Annotated in this window: 24 protein-coding genes and 1 tRNA gene; 7 read left to right on the top strand and 18 right to left on the bottom strand. The window is 47.1% G+C overall.

The window, feature by feature from the left end:
* Positions 1–171: 171 nt before the first annotated feature.
* Together C8R30_RS16585 and C8R30_RS14035 are read left to right on the top strand one after the other, a co-directional pair.
* Entirely contained in the window at positions 172–396 is a 225-nt protein-coding gene (locus C8R30_RS16585) for an MTH938/NDUFAF3 family protein (protein ID WP_090672657.1), read from the top strand.
* Positions 397–472: 76 nt separating this feature from the next.
* The gene (locus C8R30_RS14035) at positions 473–1,639 is read left to right on the top strand and encodes a methyltransferase (RefSeq protein ID WP_090672654.1); all 1,167 of its coding nucleotides are present in this window, start codon (positions 473–475) and stop codon (positions 1,637–1,639) included.
* Between the two features lie 16 nt (positions 1,640–1,655).
* On the opposite strand, the gene C8R30_RS14030 is transcribed toward C8R30_RS14035, so the two are convergent.
* Both C8R30_RS14030 and C8R30_RS14025 read right to left on the bottom strand, forming a co-directional pair.
* On the bottom strand, positions 1,656–1,985 hold the full coding sequence (locus C8R30_RS14030; protein ID WP_090672651.1) for a nucleotide pyrophosphohydrolase: 330 nt from the start codon (positions 1,983–1,985) through the stop codon (positions 1,656–1,658).
* A complete protein-coding gene (locus C8R30_RS14025; RefSeq protein WP_090672648.1) occupies positions 1,978–3,243 on the bottom strand; it encodes a TIGR03862 family flavoprotein in 1,266 nt (421 codons plus the stop codon). The genes C8R30_RS14030 and C8R30_RS14025 overlap by 8 nt, the downstream gene beginning before the upstream one ends.
* A gap of 685 nt (positions 3,244–3,928) precedes the next feature.
* Between C8R30_RS14025 and C8R30_RS14020 the strand changes: the two genes are divergently transcribed.
* Positions 3,929–4,471 (top strand): hypothetical protein, encoded by a 543-nt coding sequence (locus tag C8R30_RS14020; protein WP_107790411.1) that lies wholly within the window; start codon positions 3,929–3,931, stop codon positions 4,469–4,471.
* 339 nt (positions 4,472–4,810) lie between these two features.
* Positions 4,811–4,887 (top strand) — tRNA-Arg (locus C8R30_RS14015).
* Between the two features lie 267 nt (positions 4,888–5,154).
* Here C8R30_RS14015 and C8R30_RS14010 read toward each other — a convergent pair.
* The 3 genes from C8R30_RS14010 to C8R30_RS14000 all read right to left on the bottom strand — a co-directional run bounded on the left by C8R30_RS14010 (position 5,155) and on the right by C8R30_RS14000 (position 8,657).
* Positions 5,155–6,879: a di-heme-cytochrome C peroxidase gene (locus C8R30_RS14010; RefSeq protein ID WP_107790410.1), complete on the bottom strand. Its 1,725-nt coding sequence runs from the start codon at positions 6,877–6,879 to the stop codon at positions 5,155–5,157.
* A gap of 590 nt (positions 6,880–7,469) precedes the next feature.
* Positions 7,470–8,036 (bottom strand): plasmid pRiA4b ORF-3 family protein, encoded by a 567-nt coding sequence (locus tag C8R30_RS14005; RefSeq protein ID WP_107783867.1) that lies wholly within the window; start codon positions 8,034–8,036, stop codon positions 7,470–7,472.
* A gap of 132 nt (positions 8,037–8,168) precedes the next feature.
* Positions 8,169–8,657, bottom strand: coding sequence for a YajQ family cyclic di-GMP-binding protein (locus C8R30_RS14000; RefSeq protein WP_090666809.1), 489 nt, complete (start codon positions 8,655–8,657; stop codon positions 8,169–8,171).
* Between the two features lie 382 nt (positions 8,658–9,039).
* Here C8R30_RS14000 and C8R30_RS13995 point away from each other — a divergent pair, with 382 nt between their 5' ends.
* Complete coding sequence (locus tag C8R30_RS13995; protein WP_107783869.1) at positions 9,040–9,666, top strand: 5-formyltetrahydrofolate cyclo-ligase; 627 nt, start codon at positions 9,040–9,042, stop codon at positions 9,664–9,666.
* A 107-nt stretch (positions 9,667–9,773) separates the two neighbouring features.
* On the opposite strand, the gene C8R30_RS13990 is transcribed toward C8R30_RS13995, so the two are convergent.
* From C8R30_RS13990 to C8R30_RS13970, 5 genes are all read right to left on the bottom strand, one after another.
* Positions 9,774–10,391 (bottom strand): flavin prenyltransferase UbiX, encoded by a 618-nt coding sequence (locus tag C8R30_RS13990; RefSeq protein ID WP_090666813.1) that lies wholly within the window; start codon positions 10,389–10,391, stop codon positions 9,774–9,776.
* A 26-nt stretch (positions 10,392–10,417) separates the two neighbouring features.
* A complete protein-coding gene (hprK, locus tag C8R30_RS13985; RefSeq protein ID WP_090666814.1) occupies positions 10,418–11,371 on the bottom strand; it encodes an HPr(Ser) kinase/phosphatase in 954 nt (317 codons plus the stop codon).
* The gene (locus C8R30_RS13980) at positions 11,358–11,828 is read right to left on the bottom strand and encodes a PTS sugar transporter subunit IIA (protein ID WP_090666816.1); all 471 of its coding nucleotides are present in this window, start codon (positions 11,826–11,828) and stop codon (positions 11,358–11,360) included. The genes hprK and C8R30_RS13980 overlap by 14 nt, the downstream gene beginning before the upstream one ends.
* Positions 11,829–12,078: 250 nt before the next feature.
* Positions 12,079–12,411: a ribosome hibernation-promoting factor, HPF/YfiA family gene (hpf, locus tag C8R30_RS13975; protein WP_090666818.1), complete on the bottom strand. Its 333-nt coding sequence runs from the start codon at positions 12,409–12,411 to the stop codon at positions 12,079–12,081.
* Between the two features lie 360 nt (positions 12,412–12,771).
* Positions 12,772–13,026 (bottom strand): Rho-binding antiterminator, encoded by a 255-nt coding sequence (locus C8R30_RS13970; RefSeq protein ID WP_107783871.1) that lies wholly within the window; start codon positions 13,024–13,026, stop codon positions 12,772–12,774.
* 146 nt (positions 13,027–13,172) lie between these two features.
* Between C8R30_RS13970 and C8R30_RS13965 the strand changes: the two genes are divergently transcribed.
* Together C8R30_RS13965 and C8R30_RS13960 are read left to right on the top strand one after the other, a co-directional pair.
* Positions 13,173–13,844 carry a YiaD family glycine zipper/OmpA-like lipoprotein gene (locus C8R30_RS13965; RefSeq protein ID WP_090666822.1) on the top strand — a complete coding sequence of 224 codons (672 nt, stop codon included), beginning with the start codon at positions 13,173–13,175 and terminating at the stop codon, positions 13,842–13,844.
* A 155-nt stretch (positions 13,845–13,999) separates the two neighbouring features.
* Entirely contained in the window at positions 14,000–14,953 is a 954-nt protein-coding gene (locus C8R30_RS13960; RefSeq protein ID WP_090666824.1) for a S49 family peptidase, read from the top strand.
* Between the two features lie 10 nt (positions 14,954–14,963).
* On the opposite strand, the gene rfbD is transcribed toward C8R30_RS13960, so the two are convergent.
* The 8 genes from rfbD to cysB all read right to left on the bottom strand — a co-directional run bounded on the left by rfbD (position 14,964) and on the right by cysB (position 21,892).
* Positions 14,964–15,857, bottom strand: a complete 894-nt coding sequence (gene rfbD / locus C8R30_RS13955) for a dTDP-4-dehydrorhamnose reductase (RefSeq protein ID WP_107790409.1) — start codon at positions 15,855–15,857, stop codon at positions 14,964–14,966.
* On the bottom strand, positions 15,854–16,909 hold the full coding sequence (gene rfbB, locus C8R30_RS13950; protein WP_090666828.1) for a dTDP-glucose 4,6-dehydratase: 1,056 nt from the start codon (positions 16,907–16,909) through the stop codon (positions 15,854–15,856). The genes rfbD and rfbB overlap by 4 nt, the downstream gene beginning before the upstream one ends.
* 58 nt (positions 16,910–16,967) lie before the next feature.
* Positions 16,968–18,320: a tRNA lysidine(34) synthetase TilS gene (gene tilS, locus C8R30_RS13945; RefSeq protein WP_090666830.1), complete on the bottom strand. Its 1,353-nt coding sequence runs from the start codon at positions 18,318–18,320 to the stop codon at positions 16,968–16,970.
* On the bottom strand, positions 18,280–19,257 hold the full coding sequence (locus C8R30_RS13940; RefSeq protein ID WP_090666831.1) for an acetyl-CoA carboxylase carboxyltransferase subunit alpha: 978 nt from the start codon (positions 19,255–19,257) through the stop codon (positions 18,280–18,282). The genes tilS and C8R30_RS13940 overlap by 41 nt, the downstream gene beginning before the upstream one ends.
* Positions 19,258–19,644: 387 nt before the next feature.
* Complete coding sequence (locus C8R30_RS13935) at positions 19,645–20,364, bottom strand: DUF2325 domain-containing protein (protein ID WP_107790408.1); 720 nt, start codon at positions 20,362–20,364, stop codon at positions 19,645–19,647.
* A gap of 164 nt (positions 20,365–20,528) precedes the next feature.
* Positions 20,529–20,720, bottom strand: a complete 192-nt coding sequence (locus C8R30_RS13930) for a hemin uptake protein HemP (protein WP_239654080.1) — start codon at positions 20,718–20,720, stop codon at positions 20,529–20,531.
* A 72-nt stretch (positions 20,721–20,792) separates the two neighbouring features.
* The gene (locus C8R30_RS15995) at positions 20,793–20,942 is read right to left on the bottom strand and encodes a hypothetical protein (protein ID WP_177182281.1); all 150 of its coding nucleotides are present in this window, start codon (positions 20,940–20,942) and stop codon (positions 20,793–20,795) included.
* Complete coding sequence (gene cysB, locus C8R30_RS13925) at positions 20,939–21,892, bottom strand: HTH-type transcriptional regulator CysB (RefSeq protein WP_090666837.1); 954 nt, start codon at positions 21,890–21,892, stop codon at positions 20,939–20,941. Before cysB ends, C8R30_RS15995 begins: the two co-directional genes overlap by 4 nt.
* Positions 21,893–22,377: the final 485 nt, after the last annotated feature.

Raw genomic sequence — 22,377 nt, 5'->3', positions numbered from 1 at the left:
GCAACTCGATCCCAGAACAATAAGGCTTGAGACTCTATAAATCAATATGATATCTCTAGTTTAAGAGGAAAAATGAACTCCGAAACTTTAGTTAAAAAACACAATTAGGAACATATTTGAAGGAATAATTTCATTGCACTTCTAGGAAGTGCTTAAAAATTAGGCAGCTCACTGTCGAAAAAATGGGGTTTTCGGGCTGACACTATATACGAAAAGGGGGCTGAACGGTTGATCATAGGCTCGGGCCACGATGGTAATGTCACGCTCTCTGAGGAGGCGGCAGCGTATTTCAAGAAAAAGGATGTCCAGGTTGATCTCTTACGCACGCCTGCAGCCGTTCGCCAGTGGAACAAGGCTAAAGGGGCGATCATCGGGCTTTTCCATGTGACTTGCTGACCTCAAATCCCCTCATGTCTTTATATTTCTATGTTTTAGCCCTTTCTACCCAAGCGTGACCCATTCAGCTATTACCATGAACAATTATCCCATTATTAACTGGCACGAAGCGGGTGAGGAACGATCAGCCCACTGGTGTTCTGAGAAAGCCATGCCGCCGCCCAAGCGTGTGCTGGTCATTGATGACCGGATGGCAGCCGATACCGCTTACCGTCTGGTTTGCGAAGGGACGGCATTGCTGTGGCGGGGTGATTTTCACAATGCGGGGCAATTGCTGCTTGCGTTGGCCCGGCGTATTGATAAAAAACGATTGGAGCGCAAAGCAAAGCGGTCAACTTTATCGCCTGCCGAAACCTTTCATTTGAATCGCCAGGCGCAATCGCAACGTGCCAGAATTTTAGGCAGTCTGTTGATTCCTTTCAATGCGGATCACAGCATCCCTTTATCCCGCGCGCCCGATGTACGCTTGGCGTGTCTTGAAGTATATGGCCCAGGTACTGAAGCTTATATTGCCCCACTGCGTGCATTGCAGGGATTGATCGGGGCCTTTGAGTGGCGTAAGAAGGGTATTCCTGTTCCAGCACTGGGGGCGCGTATCCACCCGCATTATGGAGTTTTTGCGCCGATCCGCAGCGAATATGTCGAGTTGGTCGCAGAGGCACCCTTGCCTGAGCTTGTGACCACACAGCCAGTTGCGTTCGATATTGGTACCGGAACGGGCATACTCGCTGCCTTACTGGTACACCGTGGTATCCAACGTGTCGTTGCCACCGATCTGGATGCGCGCGCAATTGACTGCGCGCGTGAGAACTTGACCCGTTTGGGGCTGGCAAGTCAAGTTGAGCTGGTGCAGGTGAATCTCTTTCCGGAGGGGCAAGCGGCGTTAATCGTGTGCAATCCCCCGTGGATTCCCGCACGACCGAGCTCACCGCTAGAACATGCGATATTCGACCCAGAAAGCCGGATGCTGCGTGGTTTTCTGCATGGACTGAGCACCCATCTGGCACCCGGGGGCGAGGGCTGGTTGATTCTCTCCGACTTTGCCGAGCATTTGGGCTTACGTACGCGTGCTGAATTGCTTGCCATGATCGAGGCAGCGGGTTTGAAGGTGCTGGGAAAGACAGATATCAAACCACACCATCCCCGCGTTGCAGATACCGATGACCCGCTACATGCAGTACGGGCGGCGGAGTTGACCTCGTTATGGCAGCTTGTACAGCGGAATGAGCGGAATGATCAGTGAGTTGAACAGGTAGCGACTATAAATCGGTGTATTTTTTGGCCACCCCTTTGGCTTTTGCCACAGGATACTTTAGCGCGTTTTTTTCAATTTTCTCGAGCACGATGCGCTTAACATCCAAATCATATTTTTCAGCTAGCAGAAAAGCGAAGGCGAACACATCGGCAAGCTCTTCTTTCACCTTGTCGATGTCGGCTTGCTCAGAAGATTTCCAGAGATAAGCTTCCAACAGCTCGCCGGCTTCGATATTCAGCGCCAGCGCGAGATCTTTCGGATTATGAAATTGTGCCCAGTCCCGCTCATCACGGAACTCAAGCAGCGCCTGGGTAATTAGCTCAATGTCATTCACTTGTAGTCGGTAGCGTTTGTGATTGATGAAAGTGTTTCCTTGTTTGCAGCCAGGATAAAGCGCCCAATCCGGCTGCACGGCCACTTGCTAAAGCAGCGGTGAGGAGATAGCCTCCGGTGGGTGCTTCCCAGTCTAGCATCTCTCCCGCACAAAAAACGCCTGGCAGTGTTTTGATCATTAATTGAGCATCCAGCGATTCAAAACAGACGCCACCCGCAGTACTGATTGCCTCATCTATCGGGCGGGGAGCAATGAGCGTTATCGGCAAGGCTTTGATTGCAGCAGCTACCAGGGTTGAGTCAGCAAATGCCGTGGTGGATAAATGTTCGCGCAGCAAACCCGCTTTCACCCCCTCAATACCCACCCGGCTACGTAAATGATTGGCCACAGATTTGGCGCCGCGCGGCTTCGCCAAGGCATTAACCAGATTGGGCAAGGATTTGTCTGGGGCGAGATCGAGAAAAAACGTCACTGAGCCCTGGACATTGATCGTATCACGGAGTGGCGCAGATAAGGCATATATCAAGCTGCCTTCTACTCCCGTTGCGGTGATCATTAGCTCCCCCCGTTTTTGATAATTTTTTCCGGCTGCATCGGTAAACGATAGGCTCACCGACTTCAACGGTTGTGCAGCAGAACGGCTGCTAAAATGCGCGCTCCAAAGTACCTCGAATCCGCAATTGGCTGGCTGCAGTGGAGCGATGAGTACGTTTTTTTCTGCCAGTAATGGCAACCATGCGCCGTCGGAGCCTAATTTTGCCCAGCTACCGCCGCCTAACGCTAAAATCACCGCATCCGCCTGAACCCGCTTTTCACCCTCTGGCGTTAAAAATTTTAAGGCCTGATTTTCGTTCCAGCCATACCAGCGGTGACGAGTATGAAACATTACGCCAGCCGTCCGTAAACGGCGTAGCCAAGCTCTTAATAAAGGAGCCGCCTTCATTTCCAACGGAAAGACGCGTTGAGATGAGCCTACGAAAGTTTCAATACCTAAATCGTGTGCCCAATCCCTTACCATTTGTGGCGTGAAACGCTTGAGTAGCGGCATGATTTCCGACTGTCGAGTGCCGAAGCGCACAACAAAATCGTTGAAAGGTTCGGCGTGAGTCAGATTGAGACCACCTATGCCTGCCAATAAAAATTTACGTCCGACCGAAGGCATCGCGTCATAAAGATGAATTTCTAAACCAGGCTGACTTAACACTTCTGCCGCCATCAATCCGGCAGGGCCGCCACCGATGATGGCTATGTTGGGCATGTCTGTTAGCGATTAAAAGAAAGCTAAAAAAGCGATCAAAAATGGGGTGCCTATTGTGTGATTAATCGGGTGCGCGTATCAAATCCATAAAATCTTTATGAATTTTGATTCATACATAACAAGGAGAATTCTTGAAACTGATGAACTCTTACTACGCTAATGAGGCTATTTTTTTATATTGTTGAGCATTTTTGGATGGGTGCTTAATGTAGTAAGGATAACAAATATCGATAATCGCAGCTATTTTAATGCTTACTTGAGACATTTGCTATTCTGATTACCAACGATCCGCTTTACTATTCTTGATAAGAAATTACCTTAAAAATCATATTTTTGATTAGGTAAGGAAGCCAGCTTTAAGGTGATAATATCGATTTCCTAAAACTCGGCATTATTTTTGCAATAATATTCAGAGACGATGCAGTTACTTGGAAATTCAGGATCGATCGGAGATATTGGGATTTAGGAAAGTGACCGCTTGCTATGCGTCTGGTGACTGGACAGTTTATAGTAAAAGTTACTAAATGTTACGTTAAACATTTGTCGAGATTTACTTCTTTTTTGTGTTTATTATTGTGCATTTGAAGAGAATAATGCTAAGGCTGTGGTGTACTATCCTCATTAATAGATTCTGAAGCTATTGATTGCTAATTTAATTTAGGATACAGGATCCAAGGAGTGATGTATGAGAAAGATTATGCTTATCGGAATAGGACTAATGATGCCTATTGCTGCACTGGCGGATACAATCGAGGCCAATATCTCGTCGACAGCAAAGCCACCATCTTCCCTCACAGGTCAATTTGGAAAGGCATCTGAGCGGAATCGGAATATACTGTTACCCAATCAGCAAGGGAGCGATTTGAAATTGAAGAAAGGGCATGAAACGCCGTTTCCGTCGCGCCCTACTCAATCGAGCCAGCCTAAAGCGAATTATCCGAACAGCCATAGCTTCGGTAATCAAATCTACCGCTATGATCAGGAGGCTGAGACTAATAGAAATGGATCACCGCTTGATCAACAGGGTGATAGTTCAAACATGAAGAGAAATCAACGCGCACCTTTAATACCTAATCATTCCTCTGGCTATCGGCCTTTTAATAGTGGTTTCATTAATCAGAATTATGGGAATAGTCCTAAACTGAAGCAAGGCAGAAACATTTTTACCGGGAGAGATCAGAGTAAATCAAATCATGATAATGACCGGCGTAGAGGCTATCGTCACTAAGCAGAGGAATGCATATCTCCGGTAGCTAAAAGTTGGATGGAGATAGCGTTCGATATGGCTTTGCTCTTCTAGCTAACCCTCATGCATATACTGACTGATATCACGCTTCCGATTGAGTGGGCACCATGCTTATAAAAAAATTGAGCAACCTCTCGATAAATTTGTTAAAATTTAAAAGGTTATCTACACTAGGAATAACCAAGTGCTGTAGGTGTCCTGAGAGCTGTAAGTTGGCTGAACCGTCTCCACATCTACAAAAATCAAAGATGGGGGTAGATTCACTCAATTCCTTCGTCTGGGATCGTATCGAAGTAACGAAAAATGTATTTATAGAAAATAGCGCCCGTAGCTCAGTTGGATAGAGTACTTGGCTTCGAACCAAGTGGTCGTGGGTTCGAATCCTGCCGGGCGCGCCAATCATGATCACATTCTGTTCACCTGTTCGCGAGCTGCATTGTGGCTGTTTGCTTTTCCCCCCATGATTTGATAACGGCGTAACTCGTGCAGGAGAATCTTAATACGCCAGCGATTACGAGTTGTGCGAGTGATGCATGATTTCCTCCCTAAAAGGAGTAGCGACTCCACCTGTTCTGGCTTAGCCAGGCCCGAAATGTTGAAAAATGAGTTGCGTCGCCAGTTTTTACCTTGCATCGGCTACCTTGACTACGTTTTTCAACGGCTTGTTAAAGGGTTTTGAGGTATTCGAGCAATGCTTTTTTCTCATCGGGAGAAAGTGTGGTGCCAAATTCATGGCCGCAACGGCTATTTCCGGAATTTCGGTCACTGCAATCCGTCGTCTGTAAGGTATAGTCGAACTTGGTCTGCTCAGTGGCGAGCCCAACGTTAACGATATCGTAAGCTGGGCCGATTTTGAATGAACTTACCCGTTCGGCTGCGGGTTTGAGCAATTCCGCCAGTGTGGGTACGGAGCCATTATGCAGGTAAGGTGCTGCTGCCCAGATCCCCTCGAGCACGCGGGATTCATACGCATAGGATGGGTTCTCTTCGCTTGTTGTTGGCGCAATGTACGCTTCCTTGAGCGATTCCGTTTCTGGCGGGAACGGCGACTTCAAACCGATCGCCTGCGCGACATCCTCGACTTTCATCAGGACGGGTACGTAATGCTGGAGAATCGAGCCCAGGACCGCAGTTCCCAGTACGTTGAAAGCGGTATCGACTGGTTTGAGTGGAGCTGCGAGAAACGGGATTTTTGCGCCTTCGAGCACGCCGGTTTTGACAGTGCGGCTGAGCACTTCATATTCTCTGGAATCTGTACCGACATCTAGGATCGGTGTATTCCATGTTTTTTGATCGAGAAACCGGGTTTTGCCGGGAGTAATGCCATGGCATTCGGCGCAACCACCATCCTCTGTTTTACGAGCATAGATCGCTTTGCCTTTATCGGCAAGCGCTTGATCTATTGCCCATGGCCATTTGGGGGGGCCAATCTTTTTTATCAAATCTTCCAGTGCACTCAACCCTTGAAAATTGGCCGAATTATTGGCTAGATAGTCAATGCCGAGCAGACGCCACGAATCTTTTTTGGGATGGAAAATGGCAAATACGCCATAAACTTCACCGAGATTTCGGGCGAGACCTAAAATATCGTTGCCATTACTGGCAAAGCCTGGCCATTGCGTTTTGTCCTGGATGGCGGCATTCCAAAGAAATGGGTAGCGTACCGGCGCGATAGCCGGCTGGATGTTTTCAGGAATCATGTAGGTTGGAGGCGGACCGATATCGAGTCCGGCTAGGCGGTTGAAAATCATCGATACGGCATCCAGTCTTGCAGGGCCCCAGGGTTGTGCCGGAAGTGCACGCGTCATTAAAGTATGGTAGGGCAAATGCCAGGCTGCTACTGATTTTTTTAGTTCATCCAACGCTTGTGAGGTGGGTGATGGACCGAGCACTGCGTGTGCGAAATCTGTAAACGCTTGCTGGTTCGTCAAGACCGTGTTCACTGCGACATCGAGATCGGCAAGGAAGCTCTGAAAGTCAACGATCCCCGGCCCGCCATCGATACGATACCTAGTGCCTGCAACCTCGATCTGACGGGTATGGCAAGCGGCGCAATTCATGCCGATTTCCTGTCCGTTTTGCCCATTGGCAATGGTAAATCCGATGGGCATTCCAGCCGGATGGCTGGTTTCATTTGGCAAATAACCATATCGACCGAGATTGTCAGCCATGAATGGTTCACCATTAGGTTGTTTTAAGGCGATGATCCATTGGAGTGGCAAGAGGCGGGAGCCTTGGTCGCGGCTATAAAAATCTTTTCTATCTGTGTCTGTCCACTTTGTGCCTTGGTCGACGATGACGGGTTCAGCGGCAAATGATAGGGTGGGCAGTAATAAAGCGAATGCTGAGACGATACCGCCAATCCGGGATGTAAATCCAATTTTCGACATGGGGTTTCCTCCTTGAAGGATGAATCGGAGTGCTCGTGTGATCTCCGCATCCCTGCTCGTCTTAATCCGATAAACGGTTTATTTGCGAGCCATGGGTAGTTCACGATGAGGGCGCATAAAAGAACTTTCGAAACACTCCGGTTGCAATGAATCGAAACCAGGCACACAGATGATCTTGCTATGTGCGGCGGCGTTCGATCGCTAGATGACACGTGTTGCGTGCTGCATTATTTTGTTAGAATATGCAAATGAAGTATAGGATGCCTCAACGGTACCAAATGGTGAAAAAGGGCCGTTTTTTGCCCGTTATTTAAGTGCTGGATTGGGTTGAAAGACTGATAGGCGGATCGTTTTAAGCGAAAGGTACGGTTAACGCGTGGCTGCTTTAATTCTGTAGAACTGCTTTCGATGGGTTGCGCGACGGTTGTGTATCGCGAACCCACCCTATATTTTTCAATGCCGTTAACGCATCTTCAATCCTTTCAATGCGTCTTGCAAGGCTGCAAAAGTACTTACGTCATATTTTTCTTAAAATACTTCCCATGCACGCTGTTCGAAAGTGTATCGACTATGCCCATATAGGCTTTGTATCAACCACGTAACATTTCATTCACTGCTGCAAGGTCAAAATGCTCTGGATCGAATGGCTGTTTTATATCGCCAGTTGCCCATTCCAGCATGCTATCGTGCTCCGGATGAGCAGGATCGGCAACCGCTTCCAGAAAAGCCCTGTATCCCCAGATTCCGCCAACGTCTTCCGGGGGGCAGGCGCGTTTACCTGTCAAGCATGTCGGTAATTGGGTGTCTGTCTCGAATGGCAGGATTTTTTCCAGCAGAATTTCGTGCTCCCAGTCGTCGCCAAAATCATAGGTGTAGAGCAGCTTTTCTTTTTCTTGCTTCAATACCTGATTAAGCCGGTACTTGGCTTCGTCGCGCACAGCCGAAGGGAATTCGGCATCGTGCATACCATAGCGGATATCATCCTTGGTAAATTCGTGCAGATGGGAATCGGCCCATCCCATCACAATCTGCAAAACCTGATGGAGGTCATTCAGGCTGGCGGTGCTTGCGATCAAAAATCTGCGCCATATTGGAGGGCGTAGACCTTTAAGGCTGACTTTGAGTTGATAGATGGATCGTAACGCTCTGGTTGTCATATGTATTTCCCCTGATATTATTCTTTATTTCTGGGCTAAGGGACTACCATAACCGGTGTGTGATAAGAAAAACCGAATAGACTGTTCATGCATTTATGTCATTCGTTTTCCAGTTATATTGCCGTCAGTGATCTAATCTCTGAAATTCTGGTATTGCAGCGGAAAATCGGTAATCGATTTCTTGACAAAGGCAATGCATTCCTGTAAGTCATCACGATTCTTGCCCGTCACGCGCACAGATTCACCCTGAATGCTGGCCTGTACTTTCAACTTACTTTCTTTGATCAGTTTGACAATTTTCTTTGCAAGCTCTGTTTCGACCCCCACTTTGACTGTGCAGGAACGTTTTACTTTGTTACCGCTGACTTTCTCAATTTTGTCACCGATTTCAAGGCTGCGGATATCGACACCACGCTTGCTCAATTTCGTGTTGAGTATATCTTGCACCTGGCTCAATTGGAATTCGTTGTCAGCAAATATAGTCAGTGCCATTTCAGCTTGCTCGACCCGTGCATCAGAGCCTTTGAAGTCGAAGCGAGTGCCAACTTCTTTGTTGGTTTGATCGACAGCATTTTTGACTTCTGTTTTATCTACTTCGGATACGATATCGAAAGATGGCATATTGACTCCTATTAATAACAAAAATAATCGATTATTCGGGATGAAGGAAATAAATACCAAATCCAGCCCGGTTTGTAGAACCTGCTTTGCTCGGTAGATTGCTAATATTTGATATTAACATTATGAATAGTTTAGTTATTACAGCAACTTTTAACCTCGCTACAAGAGGGTGGTCACTTAGATGCACTTTGCTCCATCTGCCCCAAGTAAAGTAAAGGATAAGAGTTATGAGCTGCACATTCAATTTTTTACTGTACACAGTATTGTGCCGATGGTCATCTTCCTTGTGCCCTTTCATCGGTGTGGCCAGGAGAAGCTGGATCGAACTGAAAGACCTTGGGTTACCTCATCTCCAACAATTTATCGGTTAAAATGCTACCTTATGGAAAACTGGCGAGAATGGCGAAGACAGCAGCGTGCACGTTTGATCGCATGCCGAAAGCAAATCCCGAAAGCTGAGCGGGAGAATTGGAGTGAAGCCATCACTAGCTTGCTTATTCAAGGTTTCCCGGTATTACAGCAAAGGTCGGTAGGCTTTTATTCACCCCATCAGGGAGAATATGATCCTGCGCCGGTGATGGTGTATTTGTTTGAGCGTGGCGCAACATTGGCGCTGCCGGAGGTGATCGGCCTCCATCAACCGTTAAGATTTCGTAAATGGTGGCCAGATGCGCCAATGAGGGAAGACGCTTATGGTATTGCTATCCCTCACGATACCGAACAAGTGAACATCGATGCTGTAATGATTCCCATGATCGGTTTTGACAATCAGGGATACCGTTTGGGTTATGGCAGCGGTTTCTTCGATCGTACCTTGGCTGCAATTCATCCCCGGCCACTGACTATCGGTATCGCATTCGAACTACTTCATTTGCCGACCACTTACCCGCATGAACATGATATTGCGATGGATTATATCGTTACCGAGAAAACAATCTATTACTTGAACAATGGTATGCTACAACCGATCTCATCTGAAGCCTGTGCGTCGATGAATACGCTGAAGTAGCGGCTATGGAGTAAATATACAGCAGATGTTAGCGGCTAAGAACAAATCTGCTACGCACGCTCATGACGGTTTTTTTTATAACCACTTGGACGCAAAAATAGTTTTGCCTATTCATCTTCTTCGCCCCAGCGTGGCATCAAGGTATGTTCAACGCCTAAATGATCAAGAATACGTGCAACCACGAAATCGACGATATCTTGTATATTTTTGGGATGATGGTAGAAGCCAGGATTGGCCGGCAGGATGATCGCGCCGCAGCGTGCCAGCCTGAGCATGTTTTCCAGGTGAATGGCGGAAAAGGGCATTTCGCGTGGGACTAAAATGAGCTTGCGATTTTCCTTTAGCATGACATCTGCCGCGCGTTCGATCAGCTTCTGATTGAGCCCGGATGCCACGGCTGACAGCGTTCCCATGGTGCAGGGACAAATAACCATTGCATCAGCCGGGTTGGAACCGGAAGCAACCGGGGCAAACCATTCTTCCCGTCCGAATACTTTTAGTTGTCCTTTGGCAGCTTTGAAGCAATCGTTAAAGTATGTTTCGGCTTCCTGCGCACGCGAAGGAAGTGTCAAATCCATTTCTTGATGGGCGACGATCTGGGCAACTTGTGAATATAGCAAAAAAACGCGTACCCCCTGGGCCAGTAGTATTTCTAGCAGACGGATACCATAAGGCATACCCGAAGCACCGGTAAAGGCTAATGTGATGGTTTGTTTAAAAGGCATTGTGGGTAGAGATGATATTTTTGGTATTAATCAGAATCAGCATCGTCACCGTTCATTTCCCGCTCATGGCGCCTAATGAATTCCTGAGTGCTGTCTATTCCACGCAATTGCAGAATATAGTTCCTGACCGCGGCTTCAACCAACACAGCCAGATTTCGTCCGGCTGCCACAGGGATAATTACTTTGCGTATGGTGACACTCAATATGCTTTCATTGAGATTGCTCAGTGGCAATCGCTCAAACGCACTGATATCAGTGCCACTTGTTTTCTCCAAATGGACGATGAGCTTCATATTTTTGCGACGGCGGACTGCGGTTTCCCCAAAAATGGTGCGGATATTCAGCATGCCAAGTCCGCGAACTTCAATATAATCACGTAAAATAGGCGGGCAGGATCCTTCCAGTGTTTCTGGCCCGATTCGACGCAATTCAACGACATCGTCTGCAACCAACCCATGGCCGCGGCTGATGAGTTCCAATGCCAATTCGCTTTTACCCACACCGCTTTCACCCGTTATCATCACGCCCATTCCGAGCACATCCAATAAAACCCCGTGTTTGCTGATGCTGGGCGCCAGTACCTTCGCTAAATAGGATCGTAAAACCCAGATAACTTCGAGACTGGAGGAGGTTGAACAGAGTATCGGAGTTTGGGTGCGTGTGGCGAATGATCGTAATTCATCGGTAAGTGCGACACTGTCGGCTGCAATGATGCATGTCAAGTTACTTTGGGCGAGTAGCTGGAATTTTTTTTGGAGAGCGTCGGGTTCGAGATGGGCAAGGTAGTCGACCGCCATGTCGCTCAGCACCTGTATCCAATTTGGATGGATAAAATTGAGATGCCCGATGAGTCCTTGAGCGGATAGGGCGATGGCGTCATTATCGAGCTGTTTGTTACCGTAATCCTGCCCATATCCCCAGCTCAAGGATAATTTTTCTTGGTTACCTTCAAATAGCTGGGTAACGCTAATTTGAGACATGATCGGGCGTCCAATCCGTAATCAACTGATGGATCTCTTTGGCGTCTTTGCTTGTTAACAATTTTTCACGAAACGCTTTATCGCTGAACATTTGGGCGAGCTCGCTCAAAATTTGCAGATGTTTGTCGGTCGCTTTTTCAGGTACAAGTAAAATACAGGCGAGATTGACAGGCAAGCCGTCTGGCGCGTCAAAGGGAATGGCTTCTTTCATTCTAACTAGGACGGCAGCGGCTTCTCGTAGCCCCTTGATTCTGCCATGAGGAATCGCGACACCTTGACCCAAACCAGTCGAACCTAACCTTTCGCGTGCAAATAAGCTATCGAAAACTTGGCTGCGCGCAACATGCAGCGTATTCTCGAACAACAATCCGGCTTGTTCAAAAACGCGTTTTTTACTTCCGACATCCAAATCAACGATGACATTTGATTCAGGTAACAATTGTGAAATAAGATTCATAAGAAGAAATGAAAGTGCTCTTGATTAAATTGGCTGGTTTCTCCAGAAATTATCATTTTCGTAGGGGTTTCACAGCAATGCTTGCGTTACGCTTATCGGTTGGACTGATGGAGAAATACGCGTGACGGATATGTCATGGATTTCTATTCCCCGGAATTCTTGTGCTCAATCGCTATCAGCGCAGTCTTGTCTAACAAGCAGAGTGAGGTACGTTAATTTCTGGTATTACAACTTTTTTGCTGAGCCAGTTCTATTCGGGTTGATCGAATTCTTGATTTTTCAGTGCGTCATGATTACGGCGTTCCATGTTTTTTTCTTTATACTTGAGGATTTGCCGGTCAAGCTTGTCTACTAAGTAATCGATCGAGGCATACATATCTCCACCATCTGCTTCAACATAGATATCTTTACCGCGAACATGGACATTGGCCTCGGCTTTTTGCGTATGTTTTTCCACCGATAAAATGATGTTGATATCGATCACATGATCAAAATGTCGGGTAATCTTACTCATCTTAGAAACGACGTAATCCCGCAGGGGCGGTGTGATTTCTATATGGTTGCCAGTAAGATTTAGATTCATTATGTCTCCTTTTTAGTAATTAGATTTATTGGCATCCAGAAAAGCAATGTCTCTCTGAGTGACGAGTGAACATTGATCATCCATGTTGGAGCGGATTAAATGTTACAGTCGAGGAAAGTCACGCTTGTGATTTTGATTGTCAAGTCACGCGGGCACACACAGTAGGCGTCAGAAAGCGATTGTTTTTATAGAGAGATAATTGATGTTCGGGGTGCTTTTTTGTATGAATCATTAAAGCTGCGATGATACCAAAATTTGAGTGCTTCTTTTATGTAAGTTATAGCAAGAAACTTATACTATTCGATAAAATGGCGCTACACACTGTGTTCTGGCATTGCTTGCTTACATTGGTTGAGGATGCTAAAAAGAGATTTCATTAAATTTTGCATTGGTTGTCAGCACCTGCATTTTGTCGAGCGTTATTAGCTCAACTTGTTGTCTTCCCTGCTCATTTTCAATTACTAAGAATTCGCGTTTTTCTGCTGTTGTTACAATATCTTTTGCTTGACCTTCAATTATCTGCTGATTTTTTAAAACGAGTCTGACTTGATAACCATACATACAAGCGACTTCAATATAATCGTGTAATTCGCAGTCAATGATGGGTTGTGTCATGATTTATTTTATTTGTATGAAAAAAATAAGTGGATAATTGTACCGTTATCGGTACGAAATGGCATCGTCATCGTATCGATAACGACTAAGCATGATGTGTTACTTCTTCTGCTACAGTACAATTTAAATTTTACGAGGAGATGTTTATGAAAACCCGAATGACGATCTCAATGCTTGTAACTTCACTGGTGCTTGGTGGATGTGCCACCATGACCGATACTCAGCGAGGTACTGCTCAGGGGGCAGCCATTGGCGCGGGTACCGGTGCTGCCATTGGTGCTATTATCGGTGGCGGGAAAGGTGCTGCCATTGGAGCTGGTTCGGGCGCTGTACTGGGCGCAGGAGCTGGCTATGTCTGGTCACAAAGAATGGAAGAGCAGAAAAGGCAAATGGAATCAGCGACAGCCGGTACCGGCGTGCAGGTGTCACAGACCGCAGATAATCGTTTGATGCTCAATATTCCAAGCGATATTTCGTTCGATACTGGGCGCGCAGACATCAAGCCGAATTTTAGACCGATTCTCGATAGTTTCGCGACCAGCTTGCTTAACAATCCTGGCACGACAATAATGATCGTTGGACACACGGATAACACTGGTACGGATACCATCAATAACCCTCTATCGGTCAATCGTGCCGCAAGTACGCGTGACTATTTAGTCAGCCGGGGTGTGCCCATTCAACGTATTCAAATTGATGGTCGAGGCTCGTATCAACCGATTGCACCGAACGATAGCGCCTATAATCGCGCCAAAAATCGTCGTGTCGAGATTTTTGTCATGGAACAAACTGCCTCATCGCCAACGTTACCTCAATAGAGGACAAGAAAGCGATAATTATTCGCGAAAACTGGCATGGCTGCATAAAAGTGGCAGTCATGCCGCTTAAGCGGTATGCAAATTGACATTGTTTTGAGATAACCTACTCATCTCATTTTTGTTCAAGAAACACCATTTAAAGAATTTAGGAAGTTATGGCAGATATAGATTCGACAAATCGAAAAGAGGGTTGGGAGAGGGAGGTTCTTGAAAAAATAATCTCTTCCTCGGTGAAAGAGCAGCGGAGGGTACGGTATTGGGGTATTTTTTTCAAATCACTGACTTTTGTCTATCTCTACCTTTTGCTGTTCTGGGGACTGGGCTGGTTTGATGGCGAGCCTGGTCGGATTACAGACAAGCATGCGGCGCTTGTGGATTTGCGTGGTGAAATCAAAGCAGACAGTATGGGAAGTGCGGACAATATCAATGCCGCTTTGCAAAAAGCCTTTAAAGATAAAAATACCGCGGGTGTTATATTACGGATTAATAGTCCGGGTGGCAGTCCCGTACAAGCGGGTTATATCAATGACGAAATTCGCAGATTGCGGTCTGAATATCCGCAGATACCGCTTTATGTCGTAGTGGAAGATATTTGTGCATCGGGTGGTTATTACGTCGCCGTGGCTGCAGATAAAATCTTTGTAGATAAAGCGAGCATCGTGGGATCAATCGGCGTTGTTCTGGATAGCTTTGGTTTTGCGGGTACACTCGAGAAACTTGGTGTAGAGCGCCGCCTGCTCACCGCGGGAGAGAACAAAAGTTTTCTGGATCCTTTCTTGCCTTCCGATCCTAAGCAAAGAGAGCATGCCAGGCAGATGCTGGCCGAAATCCATCAGCAGTTTATTCAGGTAGTGCGACACGGCAGAGGCGATCGGCTGAAGGATATCCCGGAAATATTTAGCGGAATGGTCTGGACAGGTGAAAAAAGCATTGAACTTGGTTTGGTGGATGGATTAGGCAGCGCTGAATATGTTGCTCGCGAAATCATTCAAACTGATCGGATTGTTGATTTTACGACGCAGGAAGGGTTGGCTGAACGCTTTGCCAAGCGTTTCGGCAGAGTGACTGCTGATGTCATGCTCGGTGGAGAGCGCTGGCAACTACGGTAACGCGTTATTGCTATTTTTCTAATACCTCGGTAAGCATTCGGCAGACACCCGTTTCCCAGTGCGGAATGCATAATCCGAAGGTGGAGCGGAATTTTTCGGTGCTAAGGCGAGAATTGAGTGGACGTTTTGCCGCTGTTGTAAAAGCAAGACTCGGCACTGGCAGAATTGCATCGGGATGCGCTTTGATCGTGCAGCGATTTCTTGCAAAGTCGAGCACGAAACGGGCATAGTCATACCAGGAGACAGCCCCATCAGCAACCAAATGATACAGGCCGCTTACTTCGGGTTGCCCTCTTGCTTGTTGGATCGCATGAGCGGTCATGTCGGCGAGTAAATCTGCGCCCGTCGGCGCTCCGAGCTGGTCATCGATGACCGAGAGGCTATCGCGTTCTTGCCCAAGACGGAGCATGGTTTTGGCAAAATTGTTGCCGCGTGCGGCATATACCCAGCTCGTTCGGAAAATCAAGTGCTGGCAGCCAGACTGACGAATCGCCTCTTCTCCTTGGAGTTTGGTTTTTCCGTAGACATTGAGGGGGGCGGGCGAGTCTGATTCATGCCAAGGTTGGTTGCCACTGCCATCGAAAACATAATCGGTCGAGTAGTGCACCATCCATGCGCCAATACGCTGCGCTTCCTGCGCCATGATGGCGGGTGCTTCGGTATTGATTCGATGGGCACGTTCGGGTTCGCTTTCTGCGCGATCGACTGCCGTATAGGCTGCTGCATTGACGATGATATCCGGTGATATCGTCTGGATGGTATGTGCGGTCCCTGCCAGATCGGCCAAATCACCGCAATAGACTTGGCTGGTTCTATCCAGGGCGATCAATTCCCCCAGCGGGATTAAGCTGCGTTGCAGTTCCCAGCCGAGCTGGCCGTTTTTCCCGAACAACAGGATTTTCATCCGGCATGTCCTTGGTAATGGGTTTCGATCCATTTCTGATATTCACCAGACTGCACGCTGGCTACCCACGTTTGATGTTCGAGATACCATTGGATGGTTTTTCGAATACCGGTTTCAAATGTTTCAACCGGTTTCCAGCCCAATTCGCGTTCGATTTTCCGTGCGTCGATGGCGTAGCGGCGATCATGACCGGGGCGATCGGCGACATAGGTAATCAGTTTGTGATAATCGGCCGGCCGCAATGCGTTGAGCAATTCACAAATTGTCTGCACGATTTCGATATTCGGTTTTTCATTCCAGCCACCGATATTGTAGGTTTCCCCTGGTTTGCCGTGCTCCAGCACACAACGAAGAGCGCTGCAGTGATCCTTGACATACAACCAGTCGCGGATTTGCTGGCCATCTCCATAGATCGGCAGGGGTCTACCCGCGAGCGCATTGACGATCATCAAAGGGATGAGTTTTTCCGGAAACTGGAATGGGCCATAGTTGTTGGAGCAGTTGGTGATCAAAGTCGGGAGTCCATAGGTATGGTGATACGCGCGAACCAGTTGGTCGCTCGAGGCTTTACTGGCCGAGTACGGACTATTGGGTTGATAGCAATGTGTTTCCGTAAATGCGGGCGCATCTTTGCAAAGTGAGCCATATACTTCATCGGTGGAAACATGAAGAAAGCGGAAAGCCTGTCTTGTCCGTTCTTCGAGATTTTGCCAATACTGACGAGCTGCTTCCAATAAACGGAAGGTGCCTACGATATTGGTTTGAATGAAATCTTCTGGGCCGTGAATAGAGCGATCGACATGGCTTTCGGCTGCCAGATGAATGATTGCACGTGGCTGGTATTGACTGAGCAATGCGGCCACCTTTTCACGATCCTTGATATCGCCCTGTATGAAAATATGCCGTGGATCACCCTCAAGCGAGGCTAAATTCTGTAAATTGCCAGCATAAGTCAATTTGTCGAGGTTGATGATAGGCTCATCGGATTGAGCTAACCAATCCAATACAAAATTTGCTCCAATAAATCCTGCTCCACCCGTGACGAGAATCATTTTGAATAATTTTTATGAAATGTATTGATCGATAAAATAAAACGAACCCAGAGTCTAGCTAGTTTGGTAGCCATAGGGGCATGATGCCCCATTCTCCTGGTAACGCCTGAAAAAAGCAATCGATCCCAATGCCGGGTACCCAAACAAGCCGATCTCCACTGTAAATTAATGGAAGGGTGTTACGTTCCCAAGGTGGGATCGAAGCCTCTTGCAGAATTTTTTTTAGGCTGCGGCGTGGGCGTTGGCAATCGGGCTGAAAGCGTTCTCCGCCTGTACGCAAGCGGACCGTGACGGGCTGGTCTGTTAATTTTTGTGGATCGATACCGCCATTTGCCTGGCGATGCCATTCAATCGTTCCGCCTAAAGAATCGAGAATCCAGGCCTGCTCGCCGTGCCAGATAAGGGGCGTTGCAATTTTGGGCGGAGTTCGCGCGGGTTGGATTTTGACCAAACCTTTGAAGCATCGAATCTCGACCTGACCGAAAATGAGATGGAGTCGAGTATCATCTCCTGCTGTAAGTAATTGCCGCAAAATCTCCGCCAATTTTACGGAGCTTGGTTGGATCACATCCTGTTGCGAGAACAGATAGCGCAATAGATTCTTTGCGCGTGCTAGGCTGAGTTGACGCAAGCTGTCTATGCGTAGCTCACCATTTGTCATCGTGAGCTTGCTGTCACTGTCAGCGAGTTCATCCAATAAATGGGATGCCTCGGCGAGATGGCGACTGGCACGCGATAGCGTGTGACGGTAGGCTGGGAATCGTGCTTCTATAAGTGGGAAAATGTTATGACGAAGAAAATTGCGGTTGTACGTGATATCTTCATTGCTTTCATCTGTTACCCATTCAAGCTGATACTGTTGTGCATATTGCATAATCGTTGCGCGTGTAATGTCTAGCAATGGCCGCAGCAGTTTGACGGTGCCTGCCGTATCCAGCTTTCTGACGACGGGCATTCCACCTAATCCCTTGACGCCTGCACCGCGAAGCAGTTGTAACAGGATAGTTTCAACCTGGTCATCCTGATGTTGAGCGAGCACGATGAAATCTGTCTGAATTTGTTTGAATATTTGGTAGCGTGCGTGACGGGCAGCAGCTTCGAGACTCACCTGAGGAATTTTTTTCACTTGCAGGCGAAAGATCTGCAAAGGAACACCCAAGGCATCGCATCGCGCTTGGCAAAAATTGCTCCACTGGGAGGAAAAAGGACTAATCCCATGCTCGACATGCACTGCAGAGAGTTCGAAAGTCATCGAGCCCGAGAGCGTATGCAGTGCATGTAACAACACTACCGAATCAACGCCGCCGCTGAGTGCGACTGTCAAGCGTTTTTGCTCGGCTAGATGTTCACGCAGGATGCATTCGATCTGTTCAAGAATGGTGCTCGGTTTTGGTTTCCTTGAACTTGCCATACCCCATCAAACGAGTATAACGCCGCTGCAAGAGCGCTTCTTGCGAGAGGTCGTGGAGTTTCCGGAGAGTATCCTGTAAGGCGTTCTTTACCGATTGCATGGTGGCTGCATGGTCGCGATGGGCGCCGCCGGGCGGTTCATTGATAATGCCATCGATTAATTCCAATTCTTTGAGGCGATCAGCGGTAATACCCATGATTTCTGCTGCATCAGATGCCTTATCTGCACTTTTCCATAGAATGGAAGCGCATCCTTCAGGTGAAATGACTGAATAGGTGGCATACTGCAGCATCAAGACGGTATCGCCGACCGCGATAGCTAAGGCACCACCCGAGCCACCTTCACCGATTACGACGCAAACAACGGGCACTTTCAGTTCTGCCATGACATAGAGGTTTTTTCCAATGGCCTCAGATTGTCCACGTTCTTCCGCATCGATTCCTGGATAGGCACCTGGGGTGTCTATAAAAGTAATCAGTGGGATCGAGAATTTTTCTGCCAGACGCATCAATCTGAGCGCTTTGCGATAACCTTCAGGTTTTGGCATGCCAAAATTACGATAAATTTTTTCTTTGGTATCACGACCTTTTTGATGGCCGATCACCATAACCGTCTGTCCGTTAAACCGGGCAATGCCACCGACAATAGCATGATCATCCGCAAAATGACGGTCGCCATGGAGCTCTTCAAAATCAGTGAATAAGTGCTTGATATAATCAAGTGTATAGGGGCGCTGAGGATGACGCGCTACTTGCGAAATTTGCCAAGGCGTCAGTTTGGCATAAACACTTTTTGTCAGTGACTGGCTTTTGGCTTGTAATTTCGTGATTTCTGCCGAAATATCCAATGCTGAATTATCCTGAGCATAGCGTAATTGCTCGATCTTTTCTTCAAATTCCTCAATACCTTTTTCAAAATCCAGAAAAATTGTTTTCATGAGTGCGTTGCAGTTACTCGAAAAGGAGGATGATACAGGATTTGAAGGAAGGGCTGCATACTGGGGTGCGGAGATTGTTTTTGGGTTTATTTTTTAACGCACTGATTAAGTAAAAAATACTTGGTTTATTTACTTGATTATATGGCGATAGGATCGAATTTGCTGGGGTTCAAAAAAAGGGAAGATCAAAAATGGGGTCGACAGTGGATCCGCATCGAGGCAATGTTAGACTCCCCGAACTTTGTCATAAGTTAAACGAGGCGTTGTGAAGTGAACCCTGCTAAAACCACAATCCTGGGTAAAATTAAACAGTGATTGATTACGCCAGCAATGGCGAGTCAGAGGATGTAAATCACTTGTTAAGTTTGGCAGGCGTGATTCGCTCCATCATTGCTTTTTTGAGGATCGATTGATTAACATTTTCAAAGCCTCCCTGAAAGTGGGTAAGCTTGAGTGCGACAGAAATGCGCAGGCTTTGCCCGTTAGTTTGCAGTGACGTTTGACTGCAAAATAATCATCATGGTTGATACAGTCAACCGGGCAGATCACCATATTGACGCGATCTAGCAGGCTTTCCAGATGATCTTGATTGTTATCCGGGCTATTACGATAAGCCATGAAACATCCCCCGGCAGTTTCGACCAATCTAAGGTAGTCGGGGTAGAGTGCAGCACGGCCTCCGACGCACAAGATGGCTTGTCCGGCAAGATTGGCTTGATTTGTATCGGATGGATGGGCCCTTGTGGAATCGAAATCTTGATCGACATGCTTGCGCGCCTTGATGAGCGGCACCCATTCCTTGTCAGGGCATACACACGCTTCTGCGATGGTTTGTTTTTGGCTGAAAGTATCTGGATTCGATGGTGCTGATATTGCGTTTGATGCCTGAGTAAGCTGGGGGTGACTGCCTGTATTGAACAGCTGTGCCCATCGCTGTAAGGCATTTTTTATCCAGCTAAGTTTGTCGGTCGCTGTGGATTCGGTTTTAGAGAACGCCTGGTTTCTACTGAATGAAGTGAGTCCGGCCTGGTCAGTTGGCGAACAGCCAGATAAGTAATTTATTTCATGAAACGTGGGCATAGGGATAAATTTTTTGAGAGATTTCATAGTTCAGGCTTCCTCGATCAAAAAAAAGTTGGCTGGCTTGCCCGAAATGGGGCTGGCTGGCTAAAAGTGTCACTGGCAGAGGAGAGAGAGTACTTCCAGCGACTGATGAGAAACTGAGTGATCCGGTAGTCGAGCTTCTGAAGTCATAAACCAACTCTTGCAACTTATTTTGTCAGGATTAGTTTGCCGTTCCGAGTCCGGCGCAACCGGTAGTGTTCGCCCTGGTGTTGAATAAGCACTTCATTGCTGGTCGTAAATAAACTATCGCTATCGATAGGTTTGCTAGGATCGTAGCTGAGTGGTTTTGATGGCTGCGGTTCGCTAGCCGATTGCAAATTCATATTCGATGATTTCATGGTTTGCACTTTAATATCGCTAATGAGAATGATTCTCATTATATACAAGAAAAAAGGTAATGCAAGCTTTAATTAAAAAAATGCAGGAGTTAAATTTGCCTCTTTGGTGAATAGCTGTTCGGTGGCAAGGGTATCGACGCCAATACCTTGTAAATGAAGGGGGGGAATAAAAACCTGTAAGTGCTGTGATTGCTTGTTGTTATCGGTTCGATGTTCTTTCATTCAAGCGCATTCTTGGAAGATCTGGGGTGCTTGCTTTTCATAGCGGCTTTTACGGTTGCTTGGTCGAGATGTGGTGCGAACATTTCTATGAAGTCATACACATAGCTGCGGATATAGCTATTACGGCTGATGCCGATTCGCGTCATGCTGGCTTCAAATAGGTGGCTGGCATCAATTGCGCGCAGGTGCTTGTCGCGGTGTGGATCAAATGCCATTTTTGCCAGGATGCCAATACCTAATCCCAACTCTACGTATGTTTTGATCACGTCTGCATCGATGGCGGTCAGCACAACGTTAGGCGTCAACTTTTTTGACTCAAACGCTTGATTGATTTTGGAACGGCCCGTGAATGCAAAATCATAGGTGATGATAGGGTAAAGCGCGATTGCTTCCAGCGTCACCGGCTGTTGCCTGAGGAGAGGGTGTTTAGGTGGAACAATAATGCAGCGGTTCCATTGATAGCAAGGTAGCATGACGAGTTCCTCGAACAGTTCGATAGCCTCGGTCGCAATGGCGAGATTGGCTTCACCTGATGAAACAAGCTCCGATATCTGGGTAGGGCTACCTTGGCGCAGAATGAGTTTGACTTTCGGGTATCGCTCAGTGAAGCGCTTAATGATGGGGGGCAAGGCATAACGTGCCTGGGTATGGGTTGTGGCAATGATGAGCTCGCCACTGGCACTATCACTAAATTCCAAGCCGATTTGCTTGAGATTTTCAGCATCTTTGAGCATTTTCTCGGCGATGCCAATGATGGCTTGTCCCGGTGGGGTCAATTTGACGATGCGCTTGCCGTTACGGACAAAAATGGTAACGCCCAGTTCTTCCTCAAGAAGCTGAATTTGGCGGCTGATGCCGGGTTGGGATGTGTGCAAGCGTTCGGCTGCTTTCGAGAGGTTAAGGTTCTGACGAACGATTTCACTTAGATAGCGTAGTTGTTGAAGTCTCATTGTTTTTTCATTATAAGAAAATATTATAATAATCTAATTTAATATTATTTAAAGATATATGCATGAGCTGTTATGATGGAATCTGTTCCAGGCAGCAGAAATATTTTGGGGTGTCGAAAAGTTATCTGCGTTGTTTAATGGGATTTAAAAGCAGGTTAAAAGTATTATTGTGATTAAACATACGCGCGTCTTCTCAGCGTTTGCTGCCATAAATCGACGGCTTCGATAATGTTTCAAGTGGCCTGTAAATTCGAGCTGAAGATGTTTGAGAAGTACGATTTATCGGTCAAATTATTGGTGGAACGATCTGGAGTGGTGACGCTAGATTGTTCGACGTGTGTCTTTATTACCATCCTTATAGTGGCGGGGCAATGAAGATATTGATAACTATGGCTCTTCAGGAAAATTTGTGGGTAATGCTATAACGAATATGTAACAAAGGCGCTAGTTTTTTGGGTTTTTGAGGTAAGAGGTGTGCATCCTGT

Source organism: Nitrosomonas nitrosa, assembly GCF_003051105.1.
Taxonomy (GTDB): domain Bacteria; phylum Pseudomonadota; class Gammaproteobacteria; order Burkholderiales; family Nitrosomonadaceae; genus Nitrosomonas; species Nitrosomonas nitrosa.
Note: the sequence above shows the minus strand (reverse complement) of the source record. Positions and strands in the feature narration are given on the sequence as shown.

Coding starts and splice junctions, on each gene's coding strand:
- rfbB (WP_090666828.1), bottom strand. CDS start 16,909: ATGATTCTCGTCACGGGTGGAGCAGGATTTATTGGAGCAAATTTTGTA.
- C8R30_RS14035 (WP_090672654.1), top strand. CDS start 473: ATGAACAATTATCCCATTATTAACTGGCACGAAGCGGGTGAGGAACGA.
- C8R30_RS13970 (WP_107783871.1), bottom strand. CDS start 13,026: ATGACACAACCCATCATTGACTGCGAATTACACGATTATATTGAAGTC.
- hpf (WP_090666818.1), bottom strand. CDS start 12,411: ATGAATCTAAATCTTACTGGCAACCATATAGAAATCACACCGCCCCTG.
- C8R30_RS14010 (WP_107790410.1), bottom strand. CDS start 6,879: ATGTCGAAAATTGGATTTACATCCCGGATTGGCGGTATCGTCTCAGCA.
- cysB (WP_090666837.1), bottom strand. CDS start 21,892: ATGAGACTTCAACAACTACGCTATCTAAGTGAAATCGTTCGTCAGAAC.
- C8R30_RS13980 (WP_090666816.1), bottom strand. CDS start 11,828: ATGAATCTTATTTCACAATTGTTACCTGAATCAAATGTCATCGTTGAT.
- C8R30_RS13930 (WP_239654080.1), bottom strand. CDS start 20,720: ATGAAATCATCGAATATGAATTTGCAATCGGCTAGCGAACCGCAGCCA.
- C8R30_RS14020 (WP_107790411.1), top strand. CDS start 3,929: ATGAGAAAGATTATGCTTATCGGAATAGGACTAATGATGCCTATTGCT.
- C8R30_RS13990 (WP_090666813.1), bottom strand. CDS start 10,391: ATGCCTTTTAAACAAACCATCACATTAGCCTTTACCGGTGCTTCGGGT.
- C8R30_RS13960 (WP_090666824.1), top strand. CDS start 14,000: ATGGCAGATATAGATTCGACAAATCGAAAAGAGGGTTGGGAGAGGGAG.
- rfbD (WP_107790409.1), bottom strand. CDS start 15,857: ATGAAAATCCTGTTGTTCGGGAAAAACGGCCAGCTCGGCTGGGAACTG.
- C8R30_RS14005 (WP_107783867.1), bottom strand. CDS start 8,036: ATGACAACCAGAGCGTTACGATCCATCTATCAACTCAAAGTCAGCCTT.
- tilS (WP_090666830.1), bottom strand. CDS start 18,320: ATGGCAAGTTCAAGGAAACCAAAACCGAGCACCATTCTTGAACAGATC.
- C8R30_RS14025 (WP_090672648.1), bottom strand. CDS start 3,243: ATGCCCAACATAGCCATCATCGGTGGCGGCCCTGCCGGATTGATGGCG.
- C8R30_RS13935 (WP_107790408.1), bottom strand. CDS start 20,364: ATGAAATCTCTCAAAAAATTTATCCCTATGCCCACGTTTCATGAAATA.
- C8R30_RS13965 (WP_090666822.1), top strand. CDS start 13,173: ATGAAAACCCGAATGACGATCTCAATGCTTGTAACTTCACTGGTGCTT.
- C8R30_RS13940 (WP_090666831.1), bottom strand. CDS start 19,257: ATGAAAACAATTTTTCTGGATTTTGAAAAAGGTATTGAGGAATTTGAA.
- hprK (WP_090666814.1), bottom strand. CDS start 11,371: ATGTCTCAAATTAGCGTTACCCAGCTATTTGAAGGTAACCAAGAAAAA.
- C8R30_RS15995 (WP_177182281.1), bottom strand. CDS start 20,942: ATGAAAGAACATCGAACCGATAACAACAAGCAATCACAGCACTTACAG.
- C8R30_RS13995 (WP_107783869.1), top strand. CDS start 9,040: ATGGAAAACTGGCGAGAATGGCGAAGACAGCAGCGTGCACGTTTGATC.
- C8R30_RS14000 (WP_090666809.1), bottom strand. CDS start 8,657: ATGCCATCTTTCGATATCGTATCCGAAGTAGATAAAACAGAAGTCAAA.